The organism is Desulfatibacillum alkenivorans DSM 16219 (assembly GCF_900142135.1).
GTDB lineage: Bacteria > Desulfobacterota > Desulfobacteria > Desulfobacterales > Desulfatibacillaceae > Desulfatibacillum > Desulfatibacillum alkenivorans.
Genome location: NZ_FQZU01000008.1, coordinates 55,001 through 78,277 on the forward strand (window position 1 = coordinate 55,001; position 23,277 = coordinate 78,277).

Below are 23,277 nucleotides of genomic sequence, written 5' to 3' on the forward strand. Positions count from 1 at the left end.
CCATGGTCACGTCAAACTGAAGCACGCCCACAGCGCCCAAAATATTGTCAGCCGAGGTCAAAGGCCTGAAAATCTGCACGGCGCCTTCTTCTGCAAGCTGAGTCAACCCTTTGTTCAACTGCTTGGTTTTCATGGGGTCTTTCAGCATGACGCGGCGAAAGTGCTCCGGCGCAAAGTTTGGGATGCCCGTGAATTTTAAAGGTTCTTTTAAAGTGAATGTGTCGCCTATTTTTATGGTTCCGTGATTATGGACGCCGATGATGTCCCCGGGCCATGCTTCCTCCACATTAGCCCTGTCCTGGGCCATGAACATGGTGGCGTTGGATATGATCATTTCCTTGCCGATGCGGTGGTGCATGACTTTCATGCCTCGATTAAATTTTCCCGAGCAAATGCGCACAAAGGCGATCCTGTCCCGATGCGCAGGATCCATGTTGGCCTGGATCTTAAAGGTGAAGCCTGAGAAGTTTTCCTCCAGGGGAGAAACATCCCGCGACTCGGCAGGGCGTACGCCGGGAGCGGGCGCCATTTCCACCAGAGCGTCCAGCAACTCGGTAATGCCGAAATTGTTGATGGCGCTGCCGAAAAATACAGGAGTCTGAGAGCCGGAAAGGTAGTGCTCCATTTCAAACGGATTGGCCGCGCCTTCCAGCAATTCGATATCCTCCCTCAGTTCTTCGCCCTTGGACTCCCCTACCAACTCCGCAAGCTTGGGATCATCCAGGTCCTGGATGACTATTCCGTCTTTTTGACGAGTCTTGCCGCCGGCCGTAAAAAGCTGCAACTCTTTCCTGTAGAGGTTATACACCCCGGCAAAGCCTTTGCCCGCCCCTATGGGCCAGGAAAGAGGCGCGCATTCGATCTGGAGCTTTTCTTCGATGTCAGAAAGCAAATCAAGGGGCGCCATGCCGTCCCGGTCCATCTTGTTAATAAAGGTGATGATGGGTGTGTTGCGCATACGGCAGACTTCCATCAGCTTTTCCGTCTGGGCCTCCACGCCTTTGGCGCTGTCGATGACCATGAGAGCGCTGTCCACCGCGGTGAGCACCCGATAGGTGTCCTCGGAAAAGTCCTGGTGGCCGGGGGTGTCGAGCAGGTTGATCACAAAATCCTGGTATGAAAAGGTCATGACCGAGGTGGTGACTGAAATGCCGCGGTCCCTTTCAATGGACATCCAGTCGCTGGTAGCGTGGCGGGCCGCTTTTCTGGCCTTGACCGCGCCGGCCAATTGGATAGCTCCGCCGAATAGAAGGAATTTTTCCGTTAGGGTGGTTTTACCGGCGTCAGGGTGACTGATGATTCCGAAACAGCGTCTTTGTTCGACTTCTTCTTTTTGTTGCTTGCTCATTGTTTTTTTGAGAAAAGCCCCGAGCTAAATGGTTAACAAAATAAAGGGGACGGAAAACCGCCCCCTTTTTAATATCGGCAGATTATAATAAAATCTACATCATTTCAAGTGCAACAGCCATGGAAACGCCGCCGCCGCCGCACAGAGTGGCCATGCCCAGGTTCTTGCCGCGATTCTTCATGGCGTACAGCAAGGTAACCATGATGCGGGCGCCGGTGGATCCCACGGGGTGGCCAAGGCCGATCCCGGAGCCGTTCACGTTTGTGATGCTGCGGTTCAAGCCCAGTTCCTTTTCGCATCCCAGGTATTGGGCGGCAAAGGCTTCGTTGACTTCGATCAGCTCAAAGTCCTCCAGTTTGTAGTCGGAGCGGTCCAGCAGGTTTTTCACTGCCGGCACCGGGGACATGCCCATGACGGAAGGATGGCAGCCGCCGCGGCCGGTGGCGGTGATTTTCGCCAGAGGCTGGAGGCCCAGTTCTTTGGCTTTGTCGGCGCTCATGATGATCATGCCGGTGGAGCCGTCGTTGAGGCCGGAGGAGTTGCCAGCCGTAACCTTGCCGATTTTCGGCACAAAGGCGGGGGGCAGCTTGGCCAGGGTTTCCGCAGTCATGCCGGGACGGAAGTGTTCGTCCTTATCAAACATGATAGGGTCTTTTTTGCGCTGGGGCACGGGGACGGGAACGATTTCATCGGCGAAGGAGCCGTCATTGGTGGCCCGTTCCGCTTCATTGTGGCTCTTGAGAGCGATTTCATCCATTTCCTCGCGGGAAATGTTGTAATGCTGGGCGATGAACTCCGCAGTGTGGCCCATGATGTAAGGTTTGCCCTTGAAAAAGCTCAAAGGCGGTTCGTCGGCGTTGACCGGGCCTTCCTCCGGGTGAGGAATGATATGGGAGCCGCAATGGAGGCCGCGGATCACAGCATCGACAAACTCAGCGTCCTGCAGGCGGCAGCCCCAGCGAGCATTAGGCACGCGGTATTCCACTCCGGACATGTGCTCCATGCCGCCGCAGAGGATGACGTCGGCCATGCCCGCCTGGATCATTGCCATACCGGAAATGGCGGCTTCCATACCCGAGATGCAAACGCGGTTGATGGTCACAGCCGTGGAAGTGTCCGGAATGCCGGCCAGAAGAGCGGCCGTCCTGGTCACGTTCAGGCTTTCAGCCGGTTCCATGCAGCATCCGTAGCGCACGTCATCTATAATCTCGGGGTCGATCCCCGCCCTTTTGATCGCCTCTTCCATGGTCACCTTGCCGATCATGCAGGCTTTCACATCACGCAGGGTCCCGCCAAAACTTCCAATAGCCGTCCGGCATGCGGACACAATAACGACATCCTTCATGTTGATCTCTCTCCTTTGGGGGTTACTAAATGGGGGTTAAAATATTTTCATGGCGCCTCAATGGCCGTTTAGCCATTAGAATAAAGTTTAATCATATACCAGTTAATCAGCCTTTTAATCAAGGCATCTTTAAAACCAGCGCCATGATCGAGACGTCCTGGTTGGGCTGCAGAAGTCCGAGCGCGGCGCGTTCAACGCTCAGTATTGATAAACGCATGAACGGGCGAATGAAGGCTCTGTTTTTGAAGACAGGATGGCATACGCCTGGAATGCACAAGTTCCAGGGTGGGGGGGGATGCCCTGCTATACTTTCTCGATTTCCACTTCTTCGATATGGCGATTATCCGCCTTGGTGATGCGAATGACGACGTCGCCTATGTTAAGTTCCTCTCCCGGTTCAGGTATCTTCCTCATTTTACTTAAAATAAACCCTGATATGGTTTCAAAGTCCTCGTGCTCGCTAATGCCCAGGTGCAGGACTCGATTGACCTCCTCCACTTCGGTCTGGCCTTTTACAAGGGCCTTTTTCTTGCCTGTTTTGTGGATCATAACCTGTTCCTTATCGGTTTCATCCACAATATCGCCTACGATCTCCTCCAGAAGATCCTCAATGGTGATGAGACCGCCCACGCCGCCGTGTTCGTCCACCACCATGGCCATGTGGACCCGCTCCTTTTGGAACTGTTTGAGTAAATCGTCCACCAATATGGTTTCAGGCACGAACATGACCGGCCTGGCGAGCTCTTTGAGGGCGGCTTTTTCCTTGCCGGAAATCAGCGCGTTCAGCATGTCCTTGGCGTACAGGACGCCAACGATGTTGTCCCGTTTGTTTTCATAAATGGGTATGCGGGAATATCCCCTGAGCACCACCTCTTTGGCAACTTTTTCCACGGTGTACTCAGCCGGAGCGGAAAAAATGGCGGTGCGGTCGGTCATGATCTGATACGCCTCCAGGTCCGAAAACCGGAAGATGTTATGGATCATAATCCGCTCGTCTTCCTCCACCTCGCCGATTTCTTCGCCTAATGTGACGACGCTTTTTATTTCATCTTCCGTAATGATGGGTTGGGCGGAGGATTTTAACGGTTTGGCTATGAGGACGGCGATCAACTCCAGGATTATAATGACGGGCCGGAAAAGAAACTGCAAAACGCGGATCAACCAGGCGCTCTTGGTGGCAATCCATTCGTTTTTGGCAATGGCGATGGTTTTGGGGGTCACCTCTCCAAAAACCAGGATAATAAATGTCATGACCCCTACTGCAATGCCAACGCCGGTGGAGCCGTACATTCTTATGGCCATGGAGGTCGCAAGGGAGGACGCGGCGATATTCACCAGGTTGTTGCCGATGAGGATGGTTATAATCAGGCGTTCCTTGTTTTGAAACAAGGCGGCGATTTTTTTGGCCCCCTTGGCGTCTTTTTCCAATAGATGTTGAAGCCGAATCTCGGAAAGAGAGGTGAAGGCGGTCTCCACCCCGGAAAAAAACGCGGACAGCCCCACAAAAAGAATCAGCAGCACGGCATTTTGCGTAACAGTCATGCAGCCCTCGCCTTTATCGTCGCCTGGCTCTTGGCGTCTCGCCAAGGGTTACTGGAATGTCAAGAAATCGTCCGTCGCGAAGCACCTTCACCTGAACCTCGTCTCCGGGCCAATGCCTTGAGACGGCGCGTTGAAAGTCGTCCCCGTCCGTAATTTTATCGTCGTCGATGGCAACGATTACATCTCCTCCTACAGGGAAGATCGAGTTGCCGATTCTGATTTTTCTCGTCGGTCCTTGCAGGCCGTACAAGTCCGCAGGCCCCCTTCTGACAACTTCCACCACCATGCATCCGTAATCCACTCCCAGGCCCAGGGCCTCGGCGAGCGCGGGAAAGACAGGGAAGACTCTCAGCCCAAAGTAAGGGTAAGCAACATATCCCTTCTCTATGAGTTCAGGGACAATGCGCTTTAAAAGGTCAGCAGGGACTGCAAAGCCTATCCCAATGCTTCCTCCGTTAGGGGACAGGATTGCAGTATTGATGCCAATGACATTGCCCGATGTGTCTAAAAGCGGTCCGCCGGAATTGCCGGGATTGATGGAGGCGTCCGTTTGAATCAACCCTTCCATCAGATAGCCGTCATCGCCCGATATGGATCTCCCCAAGGAGGAAATAACGCCGGTGGTCAATGTTTCGCCCAGTCCGAACGGGTTGCCGAGAGCTAAAACCGTCTGTCCCACCTGCAAGTTGGAAGAGTCCCCGATAGGCAAGGGCCTGAGGACTTCCTCCGGGGCGTCTATCTTTATGACGGCTATGTCGCCGTCCGGATAAGAGCCCACCAATCGTCCTTTATAATGCTTGCCGTCAGCCAGGGTGACTTCCAGTTGATGGGCGTCTTTAATAACGTGATTGTTTGTAAGGATGTGGCCTTGGTTGTCAATAATCAGGCCGGACCCGGATCCCTCGCGGGGGACGGGTTGGTAGAAGAAATTATATTGGACCGTGATTGAAGTAATGTTTACCACGCCGGGCGCTGCGTCGCGGTGAATGTCAATGACCGTTTGCTCAGCCTCGGTCAGGCCGAAACAAAGGGGGGGGCAAAGGCAAAGGATAATCCACGCAAGAAGCCCGGCGCATCTACTGCCAGGGGACATGGGTTTTTCTCCTTTTTCCAAACACGGATTCCGCCTGTCTATTAAGGGTTGGGTGCGAGGTTGTGCACCTCCCCTTGGAGTCTGTTCCTGAACAACTAAAAACACTACATGACCGGGATCGATCCACGACACAGACTAAACCACTTATCGCTGCTTCCTTCCGGACCTGACGAGGTTCATGACCGTCTGTTGCGCGGCGGCCGGTCCGAGTGTTCCGTTAATCCAGGACATGGAAACCTCGGGGAGGAATTCAGCCCGGAAAGGACCTAGCACAACCAAAGAATATGATAACTATTCTGTACGACATTTTCAAGGTGTATCTGAGAATTTTCCTGAGATTGAGGGCAAAAAAAGCAGAATCCCATATTTGAAGAAGGCGCCGCCCCTTACTAATAATGAGTCTCAGGAGGTATTTCTCGCCCGTAAAATAGTCTTTCAACATAGTGATTCCATGGCATTATGCCACTTGACAAGGCGCCAGCGGGTCTTATCTTGTTCCCGAGCGATGGCAAATCTTTAAAAAATCCGATTGTTGGAAGTTAATTATGGAACGAATGAACCAATCTAGAAAAGTGCCGATTCATGACGCTGCTGAGGAAAGCACCCCTGAAGCGCATGAAACCCAGGAAGCCGGTAACATGGAAGAGCAGGCCCGCGAAGCGGAAATTCAGCAGGAAATGGCCGAGGAAGCCGTTGAACAGGCCCAGGATGCTGAGGAGGCTCAGGAAGAAGAAGCCCCGGATTATAAGGATTTGTACCTGAGGACCCTGGCTGAGTTCGAAAACTACAGGCGCCGGGCGGATCGGGAAACCAATGAGTTCAAGAAGTACGCCAATGAGACCTTGATCAAGGACATTATCCCGGTCATAGACAATCTGGAAAGGGCCATGGAGTGCACGGTGAATACCGACGATCCCGGCTGCGCCCAGAACCTGCTAGACGGCGTCCAGATGACTGAAAGGGAGATCCTCAAGGTCCTGGAAAAATATGGAGTGACCCGGATCAGCGCCATTGGCGAGACATTTGATCCGGCTTACCATCAGGCGCTTATGGCGGAGGAATCGGATGAACATCCCGATGAAACGGTCATACGGGAAATGCAGAAAGGCTATCTTTTAAAGGATCGCCTCATACGCCCCGCCCTGGTGGCGGTCGCTAAAGGCAAGGGCTAAAAGCCAAACGCCTGGAATGAACAAGACGTTAAAACGCGCACGTTAAAAGGCGCGAGGAATTACAAAATACTATCCATACTAAGGAGGGCTCAAATATGGGCAAAGTAATCGGAATCGACCTTGGCACAACCAACTCTTGCGTGGCGGTCATGGAAGGCAAGGAGCCCAAGGTTCTGACTAATCCTGACGGCGGACGCACCACTCCGTCCATTGTAGGCATTTCAAGCAGCGGTGAACGTTTGGTCGGTCAGATTGCAAAAAGGCAGGCAATCACCAACCCGCAAAACACGGTGTTTGCAGTCAAAAGGCTTATTGGGCGCAAGTTTGCCTCCCAGCAAGTTAAAGACGACATGAAAGTTCTGCCCTATCAGATTGTGGATGGGGAAAACGGAGACGCCTACATTGAGCTGCAAGGCAAAAAATACTCCCCCCAGGAAATCTCGTCCTTCATCCTGGCCTACATTAAAAAGGCCGCTGAAGAATACCTGGGCGAAACCGTAACAGACGCCGTTATCACGGTGCCTGCTTATTTTAACGACAGCCAGCGCCAGGCGACCAAGGACGCCGGCAAGATCGCAGGCCTCAACGTGCTTCGCATCATCAACGAACCCACGGCGGCCTCCCTGGCTTACGGCCTGGATAAAAAATCCGACGAGAAAATCGCGGTGTTCGACCTCGGCGGCGGCACCTTCGACGTTTCCATCCTGGAAATCGGGGAAGGCGTGTTTGAAGTCAAGTCCACCAACGGCGACACCCACCTGGGCGGCGAAGACTTTGACCTGCTGGTCATCGACTATCTGGCCGATGAATTCAAGAAGGACCAGGGCATCGACCTCAGAAGCGATAAAATGGCGCTCCAGAGGCTTAAGGAAGCTGCTGAAAAGGCCAAGATGGAGCTTTCCACCTCCGTGGAAACCGAAGTCAACCTGCCCTTTATCACGGCTGATGCAAGCGGCCCCAAGCACTTGAACGTCAAGCTGACCAGAGCCAAACTGGAATCCCTGGTCTCCGACCTTCTGGACAAGCTGGAAGGCCCCTGCCTGACCGCGCTTAAGGATGCCGGCATGAGCGCATCCGATGTGAACGAAGTCATCCTGGTGGGCGGCATGACCCGTATGCCCGCCGTCCAGGAGCGCGTGAAAAAGATCTTCGGCAAAGAGCCCCATAAGGGCGTGAACCCCGACGAAGTGGTCGCCATCGGCGCAGGCATTCAGGGCGGCGTGCTCATGGGCGACGTCAAAGACGTCCTGCTTCTGGACGTGACCCCCTTGTCCCTGGGCATCGAAACCCTGGGCGGCGTCATGACCAAGCTCATTGAAAAGAACACCACCATTCCCACGAAGAAAAGCCAGGTGTTCTCCACGGCGGCCGACAATCAGCCCGCCGTGTCCATCCATGTGCTTCAGGGCGAACGCGAAATGGCCTCCGGCAACAAGACCCTGGGCCGCTTCGAATTGGTGGGCATCCCGCCCGCCCCGCGCGGCGTGCCCCAGATTGAGGTGACCTTCGATATCGACGCCAACGGCATCGTGTCCGTCTCCGCCAAGGATCAGGGCACGGGCAAAGAGCAGTCCATCAAGATCACCGCTTCCTCCGGCCTGTCCGAAGAGGAAATCGAACAGATGGTCAAGGACGCCGAGCTCCACGCCGAGGAAGACAAAAAGAAGAAAGAACTGGCCGACGCGCGTAATAACGCGGACGCCCTGGTATACGCCACGGAAAAATCCCTCAAGGACCTGGGCGACAAGATAGACGCCTCCACTAAGGAAAACGTGGAAGCGGCCGTTGAAAAGCTCAAGAAAGCCCTTGAAGGCGAGGACGTGGAAGAAATAAAACGCCTGTCCGAAGAGCTTACCACTGCTTCGCACAAATTGGCTGAAGCCATGTACCAGCAGGCTTCCGCCGAGGGCCAGGCCGGCGCAGCCGGCGATCCCGGCGCAGGCCAGGGCGCGGCAGGCGGCGCAGCCCCGGACGACGATGTTGTTGACGCGGATTTTGAGGAAGTCAAAGACTGATCCTTGCAACCATAGCTCCTCCAGTTGAGGGGAAGGCTCCCGTTTTGGCGAACCGGGGGCCTTCCCTTTTTTTTGCTTGAATGCCTACCTGCTAGTGATTTCTTTTTTTATCAAACCTTTATTGAGAAACCTTATTAATTCTACGATTGTTTTAAATTATTTCTTTTTAAATAAAATGGTTATCACTTTTTTGCTACGAAACTGTTGCCTTTTGACTTAAATGGAGTTAAATATAACTTGCAGTTGTTTCAGGGGGGAGTGATAATCTGTATCGCATGAAGCCTTTCAGGCCTTTGTTTTGTCTTGGGCACAAGATATAGTATGCGATTTGGATTGACACACAATGGTTCGCCGGGTAAAATAACTTGGTATAGTGGTTGCCTCCCAATCTTCTCGTGAAGCCCTTTTTGCTCTAATGAAAAACAAGAGGTTGAGTGCATGTTGATTTCCAGCCAACTTCGAAAATCCGCCCGTGGAGTCTCCCGTCTGCTTTTCAATGAAATTCCCGGATGGGCCGTCAACACCGGTTACGATTATTACAGCACCTTTTATGAAGGCCAGTTGCGACTGGGCCTGCCGGTCTCAGAGGAGCTGATCAAAACCCGGGAGGAGTTGAAGGCCATGGCCGTGGGCAAGCTGGCTCTGAGCTTGTATCATCTGTTTTTCCGGGCCACCGGCCAGCGCATTCCCCGAGTGGAAATCAAGGCGGTGTTGTATGACGAGTTGGAAAAGGGCAACCTGAAGTTGACGGAAAACGTCATCATGCTGACTCAAAAGCAGCTTAAGCATCTTTCTCAGATCCGTTTTGCCGTTCCGGCCTATTTTTTTTCCACCATTTTGGAAGAGGCGCGAAGAAGGCGCATTTTACTGGATGCCTTCCTTAAAGATCGGCTGCCGGCCTATTTTGAAAGCGAAATCGACGAACGGGAGTTCAACGGCCGGGGCGACTATGAGATTGTCTATTACCGGGATTATACGGAAGAGGGGAAGGAAATCCGGTTTCGCCGGCTGTGCTCCATGGAGGACGTTACGGCCGGGGACAACAGGCCCTCCGTGGTGTTGATTCCCGGGTTTTCCAACAACAGCAACTGCTTCAACGTCAATAACCGGTACTCATTGGCTAAGGATCTGGCGGATCGCGGGTACTGGACTTATCTTTTCGACCCTAGAGGCATGGGCATCAACGAAGGAAAATTCGACCCCTTTTACACCGTGGACACCCTGAGCGATTACGATCTGCCCACGGTCGTCCGCTTTGTGCATTCCCGCAGCAGCGGCAAGCCCAGCATATTGCTTGGCCACAGCATGGGCGGGATGATAGCCGAACACATGCCCCTGGCCTGGGGGCTGCGTAATAATTTTGACGCCTTGAAGATGCCCTCCGAGCAGAAAGAGGCGTTGGACCTGGCTTTACCCTCCCAAAAGGAAGTGGATAAGAGCATGTCCTCCGTGCGGGCGACCATTTGTCTGGGCTCCCCCCGTTTTTTTGAAAAACGCGCTCATTTGCTGTTTCCTATTGCTTTGTGGCTGAACCATCTTGCCAGGATTTTTCATTTCCACCGGGTGCCCATCCGGGAGTTGTTTTGGATGGTTTCGCAGCCGCCCCTTTTGAAGCACATCAGCACGGCTTTTTTACATAGCGATCTGGGGGGCGTCAATTTTTTGGTGAATCCTGAAAATCATACGGATTGCACGAGGTTTTCCACGGACTACGTCCGCAAAGCCATGGAATCCGTGCCTTTGGGGCTGGGCTTCCAGTTTTTAAAGGCCATATACAACGGTGAAGGCTTCAAGCGCATGGACGCCACCCGTTTGAACTACTCCAAGAGTATGGGGTATTTTCCGCCGGAAATTCCCACCTTCCACTTTTTTGGGACGGCGGACCCTTTGGCGCCGCCTTCCAACCTTAAATTCAGCAGCCTGTATCCTCACAAGGTCAAGAGGGTCTTCCATCTGAAGACCGCCGACGACCTGAAAAATGTGGAGATCACGCCAGAGCGCTCCCAACTGGTTGATTTCGTCATCCATGGGGCGAATCACCTGGATTTGCTGTACGGAAAGGCCGCCGAAGTTCTGGTGCGTCCTCTGCTGCACAGGATCATCAACCAGGTATGGGACTGGGACGGCCAATATTCCCCGTCGGCGAAAGCCGGTTGACCCCCCTTAGGGCCTGGGCCGTTTGATCCCGGCTTGGCATTCATTGGCTTCTGTGTCAATATATCCAGGATGCGGCAATAAGCGCTCCAACAGGGTTGCTGCGGCTTTACTATCGGATTAAGGGCAATTTAAGATGACCAATGAACAAATGCTTGCGTTTTCAAATCAAGACCGGTTCGCCGCCCATTGCGGGTGCGAGTTGATAGAGGCTTGCAACGGCAAGGCCAAAACCAGAATGGTTGTAAAAAAAGAGCACCTGAACGGCGCGGGAGTGGTGCACGGAGGGGCTATCTTCACCTTGGCCGACTTCGCTTTCGCCATGGCTTCCAACTCTCATGGAAATCTTGCTTTGGCCATCAACGTCACGGTGTCTTTTATGACGGCCGTAAAAACCGGCGTGCTGACTGCGGAGGTCAATGAGATTTCGCGCAATCATAAACTAGCTGCTTATGTCATGCGCGTGACCGGCGAAAAAGGCGATTTGGTCGCCTCCCTGCAAGGCACGGTGTATAGGAAAAAGGATCAGCTGCCTTTGAATTCAGCCGTCCCGACTGATTAAGCTCCGCCTTCAAACAGGGTTTTGTTGAGGGCTTTTTCGTAAGCGGCTTCGTTGGTAATGCGGCCTTCCGCCACCAGTTGCTTCAGGTGCTGGTCCATGGTCTGCATGCCCTGAGAAGTTCCCGTTTGGATCAAAGACCCGATCTGGGTGATTTTTCCCTCCCGAATCATAGAGGCAAGGGCCGAGGAGCCCAAAAGGATCTCATTGGCGGCGCACCGCCCTTTGCCGTCGGCCGTTTTAAGCAATTGCTGGGCTATGACCGCCTGGAGCGATTCGGACAGCATGGTCCTGGTTTGGGCCTGCTGTTCCGCCGGAAAGGCGTTGATGATGCGGTCGATTGTTTTTGCGGCGCTGTTGGTATGCAAGGTGCCGAAAACCAGAATCCCCAGTTCCGAGCAGGTCAAAGCCATGGAAATGGTTTCCGGATCGCGCATTTCCCCAACCAGAATGATGTCCGGGTCCTGCCTGGTGGCCACTCTAAGGGCGTCGGAGAAGCTGTGGGCGTGAGTGCCTATCTCTCTTTGCGTGAAAAGGCATTTTTTATTGGGATGGACGAATTCCAGGGGATCTTCAATGGTTATGATATGGCCTGAGCGGGTTTCGTTAATATGATTGATGATGGCCGCCAGGGTGGTGGACTTGCCGCTCCCCGTGGGGCCGGTGACCAGAACAAGCCCTTTTTTATACTCGGAGATGGTTTTTAACACTTCCGGAAGATTTAGCTGTTCCAGGGTCAGGATTTTTGTGGGGATGATGCGAAAAACCGCCCCGATCCCGTGCTGTTGGTAAAGCATGTTGCAACGGAACCTGGCCACTCCCGGAATTTCGTAGGCCATATCAAAATCCCGATTTTTTTTAAGATGTTGCTGCTGCTCTTCGTTCAGCATTTCAAACAGGATTTTTTCGTTGGATTCGGGCGTAAGCACGTCATGATCCGTGGGGACCAGTTCTCCGCGCAAGCGCAAAAGCGGGGGAAAGCCAATGACCATGTGCAGGTCGCTGGCGCCCTTGTCTTTCATTTCCCGAAAATACGCATCAATTTCAGCCATTGGGTCCTCTATTATTAAAACCAAATACCTGCTTTTAAAATGTTAAGCGGCCTGCGACCCCTCCGACCTGCCCGCCCCGACCTTTTCTTTGGTAAGCAACCGGTTGAACAGATGAGCGTTCTTGGCGTACAACACCGCTTCGCTTGCTGCAACCTTGCCGTCCTCCACCAGTTGAATCAGGGAATCGTCCATGCTGACCATGCCCACGCGTTTGGCGGTCTGCATGATGGACGGAATCTGAAAAACCTTTCCTTCCCTGATAAGGTTGGAAATGGGCAGGGTGACGATGAGCACTTCCACGGCCAGTTCCATGGTCTTGCCGTTCATGTTCGGAATCAAGCGCTGCGTGATGACCGCCTTTAGCCCCTCGCTCAGCATGGCGCGAATCTGGTTTTGCTCTCCGGCCGGGTAGGAGTCTATAATCCGGTCAATGGTTTTGGGGGCGCTTCCGCATGCCAGGGTGCCTATGACCAAATGGCCGGTTTCCGCAGCGGAAATAGCCAGGGATATGGTTTCCAAATCCCTGAGTTCGCCGATCATGATCACGTCCGGATCCTCCCTCAGCGCCGCCCTGAGGGCGTTGGCGTAGGAAAGAGTGCCTTCGCCGAGCTGGCGTTGGTTGACCACGGCCTTTTTGTATGGATGGACGAATTCAATGGGGTCTTCCACGGTCAGTACATGGTGGGAGCGTTTAGTGTTGATGTAATCCACCATGGCGGCCATGGTGGTCGATTTCCCCTGGCCTGCGGCGCCGGTTACCAATATCAGCCCCTGGTGGTTGTCCAGAACCTTCTCCACCACCGGCGGCAGCCCCAACTCATACAAAGTGGAGATCCAGGGCGGGATGAACCGGAAGGCTGCGCTCATGCCGGCTTGGTGGAACATGGCGTTGCCCCGGAACCTGCCCACATCGCCCAGGTCGTATACAAAGTCCAGTTGCAGGTCTTGCTCCAGTTGTTTACGTTGGGCCGGAGTCAGGATTTCGAGAATGAGTTTACGGCATTGCTCTTGCGTCAAGGGGCCGCTTTTGAGCCGCTTCAATTGACCCTGGATGCGAAGGACGACAGGCTCGCCCGGGGCAATATGAATATCGGATGCAAAATGTTCGGCGGCTGCGTTAAAGACTTTGTCTAAAACCGGCATTTTTTTTACCCTTATTATTTTTTGTCAGCGTCAAAATAAATGCATGCAATGGCGTGATACGGCGTCATTACCAACCCCCCCTTGGGCTGCCGCAGGATGATCTGAAAGCCCGCCTCGCTTTTTTCCACGGTGACCACGGTGCCGTATATGGACGCGCCCGAAGTCAGCAATACCTCCACGGTCATGCTGCTTGTTATAAGGTGCTGAAAACCAAGCGACTCCGTGCCGCTCACCTGGACGTTGTACTGGATGGCGTCCACATAGGATTCCGTGGTGGCCCTCAGGCGCAACGTAAGAATGCGCAGCAGGTTGTCTAAAGCCTTGGCGCCTGCGTTGGGGTATTTCTCGCAGAACGAGTTGAACGTGTTGCGCGACAGGCAGCGAATCAGGCTGTCCACTTCCGCATACGCCGTCGCCGTCCGAAGGCCGTAATCCACAAAGGCCATTTCGCCGAACACGTCGCCTCTTTCCGCCGTGAGCAGGATTTTATCCACATTGCCTTCCGTGATCCAGCGCTTGACTATCACGCGTCCGGATTCCACAAAAAACAATTCATCTCCCTTGTCATTCTCTCGGAACACCTGCTCGCCTGCTTTAAAACTTTTTTTCGTAAAGCAGGAAAGCAGCCAGGATTTTTGATCCTGCCCCAACCCTTCCAAGAGATAGTTGCTTGCCATGTCCGCTTTAATTACCATGTCGCCCCCTGCATATACACGCGCCGTATTAAGGTTTTATTCGAAATCAAAGATATATCCTACAGAGCGCAAGCTCTTAAAAAATTTCGGCTTCTTGGGGTTGTCCTCAAAGTACTTCCTAAACCGGACAATAAAATTATCCACGGTCCGCGTGCTGGTCGCTCCGGTGTAGCCCCAGCCCATTTCCAATAACTCCTTGCGGGATAGCGGCTTGCCCCTGTTTGTAAAAAACAGCTTGAGCAGCTTCGCCTCCAGATCGCTCAATTTGACTTCCCCCTTTTGGCACACGGCGGAAAAGGTGGTGAAATCGACCGTATTATTTCCGAATCGGTACACCTGGAGCTCTTGAGTTTCGGCGGAGACCGGGGCTGTGCCCTTGGTGGCCCTGGAAATCAGCCTTTCCACGCGCAAAAGGAACTCCTGCAGGTTGAACGGCTTGGACAGATAATCGTCCGTGCCGTAGGAAAAGCCCGTGATTTTGTCTTCCGGGGCGCCCTTGGCCGACAAGATAAGGATGGGGATCTGCTGGTCGTTCAAGCGGATGTTCCGTAGAACCGAAAGCCCGTCTATCTGGGGAAGCATGATGTCCAACACGATGAGGTCCGGCCCCCAGAATCGGTACTTTTCCAGGGCCTCCACCCCGTCCTCGGCTATCTCCACTTCATAGCCGTTCAATTCCAGGTTGAGTTTCAGACCGTCTGCAATGTGGGCTTCATCTTCCACAACCAATATGCGGCGTTTGGAGGCTTCGTCCTGCAACACCATGATGAATGGTCCTTTCTACCAGCGAAACGGCATGATCAGGCGGAATTCAGACCCCTGCCCAAGCCCTTTGCTGGAAGCCTTGATTCGCGCATTGTGAATCCGGGCTATTGTGGCCGTCATGAACAGGCCCAAACCGCTGCCTTTGGCGGACATGTCATCTGATCGGCCGATTTGGTAGAATTTTTTAAATATTCTTTTAAAATGCTGCTTTTCCATGCCCACGCCGTTGTCCGTAAACACAACGTGCAGCTTTTTTTTGTGGATTTCAAAACGGATTTCGACCTCAGGAACCTTGGACTCATTGTACGTGATCGCGTTGGTGAGGAGGTTCATCAACAATATTCCAAACAAGGATTGATTGATCCTGCATGGAAGCATGTGCCCCGAAGGGTTGTCCAAGGTGATTTTGCTATCCAGAAAAACATGGGAATGCGTCTTGAGAAAATTCTCGGTAAACGCGTAGACGTCGCATAGAATCAGCTCGTCCTCGTAGGTTTTGCTTTCGAGTTTCGCCAGGTTGAGAATCCTGGCGATATTATCCGACAACCTGTCAATGTCGGCGACCATGTATCCCAGATAGCGCTGCTGATCCTCCTTGGGCAGTTCATGCTTTTGAAAGGTTTCCAGATAAAGTTTCAGCGAGGTGACCGGGGTTTTCAGCTCGTGGGTGAAGTTATTGATGAAATTTCGCTGCACCCGGTAAAGCCTTCTGGCCTGGATGGTGTACACGAAAATCGTCAGAATGCCTAAAAGGATCACCCCCACCAAGATGGACAACACCGTAATAACCACCCAGGTTCCGGGTTTGGAAAACTGGGCCGGGTCCGTGTTCAGCATCCGGGCGATTTTGTAAAGGCTGGAACTGGCTTCCACGTACCAATATATGTAGAGAGACAGGGAGCCTGCCAGGGCCAGGATGGACAGGACCAGCATTGTAACCGGGTGTGTAAACCATTTGGGGTGATTCATGCGAAAAAATCCCGCCTGTTAAACGTTCTGGACATGATTGACGGCCAGGTGAACCGAAGATTAAGTTAACCTTCCAGCATATTGCCGCACGCACTCCCGCCGCGCCTGTTCCAGCTTGGGGCTTATGCGGACTTCATACCCGGGCCTGGCAGGCTCGTTGCCGAGGATTTGCTCAGGCAGCCTGGACAGCGCATCCGTGCAATGTGCGCGAGACTCCTCCAGATCCCCAGGCGCAAGCCTCCGCCCTTTTTCCATCACCAAACGCAACAAGGGGCGGCCGGAGATCTCTTCTCCCCATTGACCCAAAATGTCAAAAGCGGCCTTGCCGTTTTCTTCCAGGCGAAAAACCTGCTTTTGGCCGGGGTAGGTTTCCTTGCCGGGCGAGGTCTTAATCCGCCCCTTGCCGTCATAGGCCGCCATTTTGTAAACAAAATCCACGGTGGGGCAGTCCATGGAAACGCCCATGCGGGTGCCTACTCCCAAACCGTCTATAGGCGCATCCGCCCGAGAAATGTCTTCCAACGAGTATTCGTCCAGGTTGCCGCTAACGAAAATGCGTAGGCTTTCAAGGCCTGCTTCATCCAGCAGCTTGCGGGACTCCCAGGCCAGTTGCGCCAGGTCTCCGGAATCCAGCCGGATGCCCCGCACCTGGAACTCTTTTCCCATTTCCTGTGCCAGGGCTATGACCTTTTTGACGCCTTCCAGGGGATTGTATGTATCCACCAGCAAAATGGTTTGTGGATGCACTTTGGTGAAATTGCGCAGAGCCTCCATTTCATCGTCATGGGCCTGTACAAAGCTATGGGCCATGGTTCCCGCCACGGGAATTCCGTATTCACACCCGGCCAGAACGTTGCTGGTGGCGCCCACCCCGGCAATATAAAAGGCTCTGGCCGCTTTCATGCCGGCGTCCGCTCCGTGCATCCGCCGCAAGCCGAAATCCAACACGGTTTTTCCATGAGCCGCATATATTACACGAGCCGCCTTGGTCGCCGCCAAAGTCTGGAAATGGATCTGATTCATGATAAAGGTCTCGACCAGCTGGGCCTGGGGCAAGGGCGCGACAACCTCCAAAATCGGTTCGTTTTGGAAAAAAGGCGTGCCTTCTTTCATGGCGTAGGCGTCTCCGGTAAAACGAAAGGCGCCGAGCCAGCTGATAAAGTCATCCGAAAACAATTGAAGCGCTCTCAACGACTCGAGAGCCTCCTGGTCAAAACATATGTTCTCCAGAAAGCGCAACACGTCTTCCAGGCCCGCCGCCACAAGATAATTTCTGTTTTCAGGCAGTCTGCGAACAAACAGGCTGAATACGGACTCCTGCTCCATGCCAAGCTCCCAATAAGCCTGAAGCATGGTCAGTTGATACAGGTCTGTCAGCAAAGAACTGTTGGCGTCATTCACCCAGGAATTAATCTGTTTCATTGGGCATCCTTTATCTACGGGCGTTTCTGTTCAGCAATTTACCTGTTGATTTTTCACGGCCATGAAGCCCTTTGCCTCGCAAACGCCTCTCCGAAAGCAGCCGCGGCGCGGCGTGATAGAAAAAATAACCATATGAATAAAAAGGGATATCACGCGCATGCAATTATAAGCAAGACCTTAGTTAAAGCCAAAGTAAAGCTTTGACTCAGGAGGCGGGGCAGGCTATCCTCTATTTTCAATATCTTGGAGGCATCAATCAATCTTGAATATTTTGGACGGACATGCTGCGGATGACCAATATTGCAGAAGGAACGCTTCTCGCCCTATCCTTTATAAGCCTGCTGCTTTTTTGCGGAGGCCATGAGGCCTGGGCGTCTGAAAAGGATTCCGAGCCCCAAAAAGAGACGGTAGTGCTGCTGCACGGGTTGGCCAGGACGGAACGATCCATGAGGCCTTTGGAAAAAAGCCTGTCCTGCCAGGGGTTTAGGGTTGTAAATATAGGGTATCCCTCCCGCAAATTCCCCATAGAGGAGTTGGCGGGACAGGTGAAGGAAAAGCTCAACTTCCTGGGTGTTTGGGACGCGCCCAAAGTCCACTTTGTGACCCATTCCATGGGAGGAATCATTGTGCGGGCCATGTTCGCCGAATCCCACCCCAAAAGCCTGGGCAGAGTCGTCATGCTGTGTCCGCCCAACAAGGGCAGCGAGGTCGTGGATCATCTTAAGGACAATCCCCTGTTTATCGCCTTGAACGGCCAGGCCGGAAGGCAGTTGGGCACGGACCCCGAGTCCGCGCCGAACCGCCTTGGCCCGGTGGATTACGAAGTGGGTGTACTGGCCGGCGCCCTGAGCGTAAACCCCTTGTTCTCCATGTGGCTGGAAGGGGAGGACGACGGAAAGGTTTCCGTAGAGCGCGCAAAAGTGGAAGGCATGTCCGACTTCATGATCCTTCCATACAACCACACTTTTTTTATGAACAAAGCAAAAGTTAAAGCGCGAGTGACCAGCTTTTTGCGGACGGGCCGCTTTCTTCCTTAACCCACGCCTCAAAAGCCCCGATCTAATTTAAGGAAAGCGTCACCCCAAACGCCTCCGGTGCGGGAAACATGGGTATGTGCCTTTGTTCGGCCATGGTCAGGGAGTATTGATGGGTTTCCATCCAATGCTTGAAGCAGCGTTTCAGGCTGGGATCCAATAAAACGGGGTATTCCCCAAGAATTTTCAGTTCCTCAAAGATTTTCCAATACAGATGCATTCTTGCTCTCCTTAAATTTCACATGAAGAATGCCTCCGGGGCTTGCGTCAAAAAAAAATCCCGGCTATGCCGGGAAAGGTGCAAGTTCGCTTGCGGCCTGTCCCTCAATCCACGGAGGCTGCCGTTATAAAATCGACTCAGGTATTCTGGCTCACGGGTCTTTCTCAGCCGCGCCTTCCCGTCATCTATGACAGTGGCTCAAAGCGGCTTTGTCTCCGTTTACAGCGGCGGGACCGCTCCCGGTTCTCACGGGATTCCCTGAATTGCCTATTTAACGCACAAATTTACTACCCGCTCTTACTACAGGAAAAACATGCAGCTGGCAAGCCCGGCGTTGTCGGCCCTCATGTTTTAATTTATACAATTGTGTTGCTGAACCCGGCGGCAAAATGCTATGTTTTTCTCCTTGCCTATGGGCTATTTCAATAAGGATAAATACATATGCTGATGCTGACTCCCCGTCCTGACAGTAAGATATTCTATGGGTGGTATGTTGTCGCCGTAGCCTTTGCTGCAAATTTCTTAAGTGTGGGAACCGGTTTTTACATCCTTAATGCATTCATGGATCCATTGTGCCATGCCAATGGATGGTCGCGTACGGACGTAAATTTCGCTTTGTCGACGGGTATGTTCTTCGGCTATCTGGTGCAGTTTTTATACGGAACCGTGGTGGAAAAAATCGGTCCGCGGCTCCTGATGGTCATCGGCCCGTTTTTCGCCGGAATCATGTTTATAGGCATCGGTCATGTAACGGCCCTTTGGCAGTTTTACATCGTTTTTGTTTTGCTGTACCTGGGAAACAACGCCTATGGCGGCATCGTGGCCAATACGGCTGTCAGCAACTGGTTCATCCTCAAGCGCGGGCAGGCCATGGGCTTTGCCGCCGCGGCCATCAGTTTTTCCGGGGCGGTGGTTCCTCTGGTCGCTATGTCCATGGTTTTTGCCATCGGCATGAAATGGACCACGCTCATCATCGGGCTGTTCATGATGCTTTTGGGCCCCATAGCCTGGTTCATCGTCCGGGACTGGCCCGAGACCTACGGCCTGCTTCCGGACGGCTTAAGCGGCATAGGCAATGCGGAAGAAGAGAACCAAGGGGAAGAACTGGACGCTGCGGACCTGCTGCCCAATCAGTTTCCCGATTTCGAGGGCGCGGAGTGGAAATTCAAGGACCTGGTAAGAGCTCCGGCATTTTGGAAGATGGGCTTCGCCTACGTGCTGACCCTGGCCGGCGTCATGGGAGTGATGAGCCAGTTGCAGCCCCGATTTGCGGACGAGGGCTTTTCGCCCATGAAAGCCATGGTGCTGATGGCCATAACCGCTTTTATCGGAGCCGTGGGAAAATACGTGTGGGGCTCTTTGTGCGACCGGTTTGAGCCGCGGCGGGTGATTTCCCTTTTAATGGCAGGCGCCGGGATCGGCCTTTCCCTCTCCCTGATTAAAGACTGCCTGCCGGCCATGTACGGCTTTATGGCGCTTTTCGGCTTTTGCATGGGCGGCGTCATGTCCACGTATCCCATTTTAACGGGTTACCTGTTCGGCCGCCGGGCCTTTGCCAGCGTTTTAAAATATCTCATGTTGTTTCTAACCCTGCCCCTCATCGGCCCCATCGCCGCCGGGGTCAGTTACGACCTCACCGGCTCATATGACTTTGCTTACGCCTTGTACGCAGTCATGGCGTTTGGGGGCTCCGCGCTGATATTGACCATCAAACGCCCAGTTCCCCAAGCATAGCAAACTCCAGCATCCGCATGGATTTCAAATAGGAGCCTGATCGATTCAGGTAAAACGCCAGGGCTTTGGCGAAGTTTTTGCCCACCAGACCGTCGATGAACAATTGGCTGACCAGCTTTTGCTGCTCCAGCACCTCCAGGGAGTGCAGCAGCATCTGGTACTCTTCTCGGGATAAGTTGGACAGCAGGGCCAACAGCGCGTCCCGGCCCCGGGGCAGATAATCCCAAAAATAGAGCATGTCCAGGGAATGCATGATCAGCAGTTTTTGCAGGTCTTCTATCTCGGATTTCGGTTTGCGGGCGAAAAGGGCCGGAGAATTGAGTATGTCATCCGCCGGAACCTCAGGCAGCAGAACCTGGAGTTGGGTGTAAACCCCCATAAAACTGCGCATCTTGCCAGCGTAGTCTCGCAGGCCGGTGCGCATGTTTACAAGCCGGTCCGCCGTCCCTTCAATGATGCCGGCCACCGAGTCCGAAGCTGTTTTGGAAATAATCGCCGCCCATTTTTGCAGAACCTGATCGACGCCCTGAACTCCCAAAGAGCCTAAAATCATGCCCGCGAGAAAGTTGAGAAAAAACGCCACGGGAATGGAAAGGATGCTCCTGAAAAAATTCCCCGTGGCTGCAGCCCGCGGCAGGCCTCTCAATATATTATGACCCGAAATATAAATTCCGTTGACCAGCCCCATTACCGCATACAAGGCCAAAGGGTTGGTCGTGGTGTTCAGGCCGAGGGTTCTGTCCATGAGCAGGGTTTTGACCAGGTAGTCCAGCAAAGGCACGGAAAATCCGGTAAACAGCAGGGAGTCGGTTATGCGATCCCAACTGACAAAGTCGTTCCATTTTAAAAAGGGCGACCGCTTAAGCCCCCCGCCTCCAAGCACGGATTGAACGATATTGCGAAACCCGGTTATGCTGAACCAAATCAGGGCGCCAAAATAGGCGAGCAGCCACCAGTCCTTGGTTAGAAAAAAGGTCAGAAACGCCGGAATGAAACCTATAAACACCTTCAGGAAGTTCAATAGCGGCGTGCTCAAATACCTTAAGGACGGCATCTTCGGCGGCTTTTTTTCCGGAGGATTGAGGCTCAGCCCGTTTTTTCTCGTCTTGGGAAGGCCGCCAAGTGTGACGATATTGCCGGGCTCCACGGTTCGCACCGTATTTTGCTGAACAACCCAGTCGTTGACTTTCAAACACCCGATGCTGCGCAAGCCGGGAATTTTTCTGATAAGCCTTAAAGGAAGATTGGCCCCGTGGGGCGGTACAAAAGTCGTCCTCTTCCACACTTCCATGCGCAGCGGGATAGTTACGCGGATGGGATCGCGATCGTGCTTCAAGTGTTTTTGCATCCTGTCCGGCAGGGTTTCCCGGATTACAAGCCCCATTCCATGGACATGGGGCGACAAGCCGGTTGAGTCGCTCCCGATGCGAGGCTTTAAAGGACGGCCGGAGTACAGGGCGTTGTAGCTTTCCAGGTCGTGAAGAATGGCGTCCAGCTTGGTGAGGAGATCTTCCTTGTCAGGCTTGTCCGAAGCCCGCACCGAATTGCTGATTTTGTTGATGACCTTTTTCAGCTTGATGGGATTGTCCGTATTCAAGGCGCGTTGAAGCTCGTTGATGCCGGCTGTGTGGTGGGTTTGCCCCTTATCAAAATCCTTGAGATTGAATATTTCCAGACGGGTGATCAGCCCTTCGCAGTCGTACAGCAGCTCCAGGACATCAACCGCCTCCAGGTTGCTAAGGTTCAGGGTAAGGCGGTAATCGCGGTGAAGCCTGTCCAGGCGATGCACCAGTTCGGATGGAGTCAGGGTCAACAGCTCCGGCACATTTCCTATCCTGCAAACCTGCTGGGAGTCCGCAAGGCAGGGATTGGCCATGGGCTCCAAATGCTGTTGATAAATGGCTTCCATGTCCAGGCGATCCATTTCCTCCACAAGAGCTTCTATCACCTGTTTTCTGGAATCGCTGGCCTCTGCGTATTCCCGGCGCAACGCCTCCGTGCGTTTTTGCATCAATGGCAAAAGGTTCATATGGACGAATCTGGCAAGATGCAGCAATGAAACTTGGGCGGAGCCCACAAATTCCAGAAAATCCCGATGCCCTAACGCCGTCATCCTGACGCCCAGGGTTTTTTCCAAAGCGGGTATATGCTTTGAATTAAAGTTGTCCAAAACCTCCAGGACATGCTCCTTTTGATATTGGGCCACTTTTTTCCCCTGGGCCAGAAAATCTGCAATTTCGGGCTCTGCCAGGAAGCATAAAAAAGACTGGACGTCAGCAAACCCCCGGGGGCGCCAGATCAGATAAATGTATTTATCCCGGAATTTGGCGGCGTATTCGATGCCGATGCGAACGTCCATGCCCATGATTTTACCTGCTTCCATGAGCTCGGCGGCCGCTCTGGGCTCCACGTAATTATACTGGATGATTCTCAAACGCCGGATCCCTTTGATCCAGGCGTCCATAATCAGATGGGTGGGGCTTTTGCGGCCCTTGGTGCTGGAGTCGTGCACGTGGTCGTCAAAGGCGATTTGGTTCCATTCCTCCGGCATTTCCAATAAATGATACTTTCTTAGCTGTTGCCGGACTTTCCGCGGCTTGCCCGTGGCGGTCATGCGAAAGTCGCGGGCAAGCTCCAATTGGCGCTGGTAGTCGCCCTGGGCGCGAACCAGCTCCTTGGTGATCTGCAAAAGCACCCTGGCCGTATTCTGGGGCATGGGGCCGACCGACATGCTGTACACCGCCACGCGAAGATAACGAAGAGCCCGGAGACGATCCTCCAATCCGCCCACTTCCAGGGACTGGAGCAAGATGACCACGGCGTGCGCAAGCCTTAACCCGCGGGACTCGGCCATCTCCATGATTCCATTGGGATGAAAATGGTCGTAAAAGGCGCCCCCGGGGACGCTGACGGTTTCGCCCCGGGCGATTACGCCGTTTACGATTTCAAGGAGTTCGTGGTCTTTATCATCAAAAAAGATGCTCTTCGAACGCTCTGCCATAAAGCCCTTTCTAA

General features: G+C 53.4%; 18 protein-coding genes, 1 other RNA gene and 1 riboswitch (1 of these 20 running past the window's edge). Of the genes, 6 read left to right on the top strand and 13 right to left on the bottom strand.

The window, feature by feature from the left end:
* From BUE18_RS08880 to ffs, 5 genes are all read right to left on the bottom strand, one after another.
* Positions 1-1,348, bottom strand: the 5' portion of a protein-coding gene (locus BUE18_RS08880; RefSeq protein ID WP_073474976.1) for a peptide chain release factor 3. Its footprint begins 242 nt before the window's first position; the window shows 1,348 of its 1,590 coding nt (coding positions 1-1,348); its start codon is at positions 1,346-1,348; its stop codon lies beyond the left edge, outside the window.
* Positions 1,349-1,442: 94 nt separating this feature from the next.
* Positions 1,443-2,693, bottom strand: coding sequence for a thiolase family protein (locus tag BUE18_RS08885; RefSeq protein ID WP_073474978.1), 1,251 nt, complete (start codon positions 2,691-2,693; stop codon positions 1,443-1,445).
* 303 nt (positions 2,694-2,996) lie between these two features.
* Entirely contained in the window at positions 2,997-4,235 is a 1,239-nt protein-coding gene (locus BUE18_RS08890; RefSeq protein ID WP_073474980.1) for an HlyC/CorC family transporter, read from the bottom strand.
* A gap of 13 nt (positions 4,236-4,248) precedes the next feature.
* Entirely contained in the window at positions 4,249-5,328 is a 1,080-nt protein-coding gene (locus BUE18_RS08895; protein WP_073474981.1) for a S1C family serine protease, read from the bottom strand.
* Between the two features lie 60 nt (positions 5,329-5,388).
* Positions 5,389-5,603: signal recognition particle sRNA large type (gene ffs, locus BUE18_RS08900), an RNA gene on the bottom strand.
* Positions 5,604-5,873: 270 nt separating this feature from the next.
* On the opposite strand from ffs, the gene grpE reads away from it, so the two are divergent.
* From grpE to BUE18_RS08920, 4 genes are all read left to right on the top strand, one after another.
* On the top strand, positions 5,874-6,500 hold the full coding sequence (grpE, locus tag BUE18_RS08905; protein ID WP_083610883.1) for a nucleotide exchange factor GrpE: 627 nt from the start codon (positions 5,874-5,876) through the stop codon (positions 6,498-6,500).
* Positions 6,501-6,595: 95 nt separating this feature from the next.
* Complete coding sequence (dnaK, locus tag BUE18_RS08910) at positions 6,596-8,515, top strand: molecular chaperone DnaK (RefSeq protein WP_073474983.1); 1,920 nt, start codon at positions 6,596-6,598, stop codon at positions 8,513-8,515.
* 438 nt (positions 8,516-8,953) lie between these two features.
* A complete protein-coding gene (locus BUE18_RS08915) occupies positions 8,954-10,672 on the top strand; it encodes an alpha/beta hydrolase (RefSeq protein WP_073474985.1) in 1,719 nt (572 codons plus the stop codon).
* Between the two features lie 133 nt (positions 10,673-10,805).
* On the top strand, positions 10,806-11,231 hold the full coding sequence (locus tag BUE18_RS08920) for a PaaI family thioesterase (protein WP_073474987.1): 426 nt from the start codon (positions 10,806-10,808) through the stop codon (positions 11,229-11,231).
* Here the strand turns inward: BUE18_RS08920 and BUE18_RS08925 are convergent.
* The 6 genes from BUE18_RS08925 to BUE18_RS08950 are packed head-to-tail and all read right to left on the bottom strand — an operon-like array spanning position 11,228 to position 17,274.
* Positions 11,228-12,280: a type IV pilus twitching motility protein PilT gene (locus BUE18_RS08925; RefSeq protein ID WP_073474989.1), complete on the bottom strand. Its 1,053-nt coding sequence runs from the start codon at positions 12,278-12,280 to the stop codon at positions 11,228-11,230. The genes BUE18_RS08920 and BUE18_RS08925 overlap by 4 nt on opposite strands.
* 42 nt (positions 12,281-12,322) lie before the next feature.
* Positions 12,323-13,423: a type IV pilus twitching motility protein PilT gene (locus BUE18_RS08930; RefSeq protein WP_073474990.1), complete on the bottom strand. Its 1,101-nt coding sequence runs from the start codon at positions 13,421-13,423 to the stop codon at positions 12,323-12,325.
* Between the two features lie 14 nt (positions 13,424-13,437).
* Positions 13,438-14,118 carry a cyclic nucleotide-binding domain-containing protein gene (locus BUE18_RS08935; RefSeq protein WP_073474992.1) on the bottom strand — a complete coding sequence of 227 codons (681 nt, stop codon included), beginning with the start codon at positions 14,116-14,118 and terminating at the stop codon, positions 13,438-13,440.
* Positions 14,119-14,154: 36 nt separating this feature from the next.
* The gene (locus tag BUE18_RS08940; RefSeq protein ID WP_073474994.1) at positions 14,155-14,883 is read right to left on the bottom strand and encodes a response regulator transcription factor; all 729 of its coding nucleotides are present in this window, start codon (positions 14,881-14,883) and stop codon (positions 14,155-14,157) included.
* A gap of 15 nt (positions 14,884-14,898) precedes the next feature.
* A complete protein-coding gene (locus tag BUE18_RS08945; protein WP_073474995.1) occupies positions 14,899-15,852 on the bottom strand; it encodes a sensor histidine kinase in 954 nt (317 codons plus the stop codon).
* Between the two features lie 60 nt (positions 15,853-15,912).
* Positions 15,913-17,274, bottom strand: a complete 1,362-nt coding sequence (locus BUE18_RS08950; RefSeq protein WP_073474997.1) for a nicotinate phosphoribosyltransferase — start codon at positions 17,272-17,274, stop codon at positions 15,913-15,915.
* 290 nt (positions 17,275-17,564) lie between these two features.
* Here BUE18_RS08950 and BUE18_RS08955 point away from each other — a divergent pair, with 290 nt between their 5' ends.
* A complete protein-coding gene (locus tag BUE18_RS08955; protein ID WP_244549300.1) occupies positions 17,565-18,311 on the top strand; it encodes an esterase/lipase family protein in 747 nt (248 codons plus the stop codon).
* A gap of 22 nt (positions 18,312-18,333) precedes the next feature.
* Here BUE18_RS08955 and BUE18_RS08960 read toward each other — a convergent pair whose 3' ends face one another.
* Positions 18,334-18,528, bottom strand: a complete 195-nt coding sequence (locus BUE18_RS08960; protein WP_073475001.1) for a hypothetical protein — start codon at positions 18,526-18,528, stop codon at positions 18,334-18,336.
* A 139-nt stretch (positions 18,529-18,667) separates the two neighbouring features.
* Positions 18,668-18,788, bottom strand: a riboswitch (cobalamin riboswitch).
* A 181-nt stretch (positions 18,789-18,969) separates the two neighbouring features.
* On the opposite strand from BUE18_RS08960, the gene BUE18_RS08965 reads away from it, so the two are divergent.
* On the top strand, positions 18,970-20,262 hold the full coding sequence (locus BUE18_RS08965; RefSeq protein ID WP_073475003.1) for an MFS transporter: 1,293 nt from the start codon (positions 18,970-18,972) through the stop codon (positions 20,260-20,262).
* On the opposite strand, the gene BUE18_RS08970 is transcribed toward BUE18_RS08965, so the two are convergent.
* Entirely contained in the window at positions 20,237-23,263 is a 3,027-nt protein-coding gene (locus BUE18_RS08970; protein WP_073475005.1) for a hypothetical protein, read from the bottom strand. The two genes, BUE18_RS08965 and BUE18_RS08970, sit on opposite strands and share 26 nt — an antisense overlap.
* Positions 23,264-23,277: the final 14 nt, after the last annotated feature.

Coding starts and splice junctions, on each gene's coding strand:
- BUE18_RS08950 (WP_073474997.1), bottom strand. CDS start 17,274: ATGAAACAGATTAATTCCTGGGTGAATGACGCCAACAGTTCTTTGCTG.
- BUE18_RS08955 (WP_244549300.1), top strand. CDS start 17,565: ATGACCAATATTGCAGAAGGAACGCTTCTCGCCCTATCCTTTATAAGC.
- BUE18_RS08960 (WP_073475001.1), bottom strand. CDS start 18,528: ATGCATCTGTATTGGAAAATCTTTGAGGAACTGAAAATTCTTGGGGAA.
- BUE18_RS08915 (WP_073474985.1), top strand. CDS start 8,954: ATGTTGATTTCCAGCCAACTTCGAAAATCCGCCCGTGGAGTCTCCCGT.
- BUE18_RS08925 (WP_073474989.1), bottom strand. CDS start 12,280: ATGGCTGAAATTGATGCGTATTTTCGGGAAATGAAAGACAAGGGCGCC.
- grpE (WP_083610883.1), top strand. CDS start 5,874: ATGGAACGAATGAACCAATCTAGAAAAGTGCCGATTCATGACGCTGCT.
- BUE18_RS08945 (WP_073474995.1), bottom strand. CDS start 15,852: ATGAATCACCCCAAATGGTTTACACACCCGGTTACAATGCTGGTCCTG.
- BUE18_RS08935 (WP_073474992.1), bottom strand. CDS start 14,118: ATGGTAATTAAAGCGGACATGGCAAGCAACTATCTCTTGGAAGGGTTG.
- BUE18_RS08885 (WP_073474978.1), bottom strand. CDS start 2,693: ATGAAGGATGTCGTTATTGTGTCCGCATGCCGGACGGCTATTGGAAGT.
- BUE18_RS08940 (WP_073474994.1), bottom strand. CDS start 14,883: ATGGTGTTGCAGGACGAAGCCTCCAAACGCCGCATATTGGTTGTGGAA.
- BUE18_RS08930 (WP_073474990.1), bottom strand. CDS start 13,423: ATGCCGGTTTTAGACAAAGTCTTTAACGCAGCCGCCGAACATTTTGCA.
- dnaK (WP_073474983.1), top strand. CDS start 6,596: ATGGGCAAAGTAATCGGAATCGACCTTGGCACAACCAACTCTTGCGTG.
- BUE18_RS08895 (WP_073474981.1), bottom strand. CDS start 5,328: ATGTCCCCTGGCAGTAGATGCGCCGGGCTTCTTGCGTGGATTATCCTT.
- BUE18_RS08965 (WP_073475003.1), top strand. CDS start 18,970: ATGCTGATGCTGACTCCCCGTCCTGACAGTAAGATATTCTATGGGTGG.
- BUE18_RS08890 (WP_073474980.1), bottom strand. CDS start 4,235: ATGACTGTTACGCAAAATGCCGTGCTGCTGATTCTTTTTGTGGGGCTG.
- BUE18_RS08920 (WP_073474987.1), top strand. CDS start 10,806: ATGACCAATGAACAAATGCTTGCGTTTTCAAATCAAGACCGGTTCGCC.
- BUE18_RS08970 (WP_073475005.1), bottom strand. CDS start 23,263: ATGGCAGAGCGTTCGAAGAGCATCTTTTTTGATGATAAAGACCACGAA.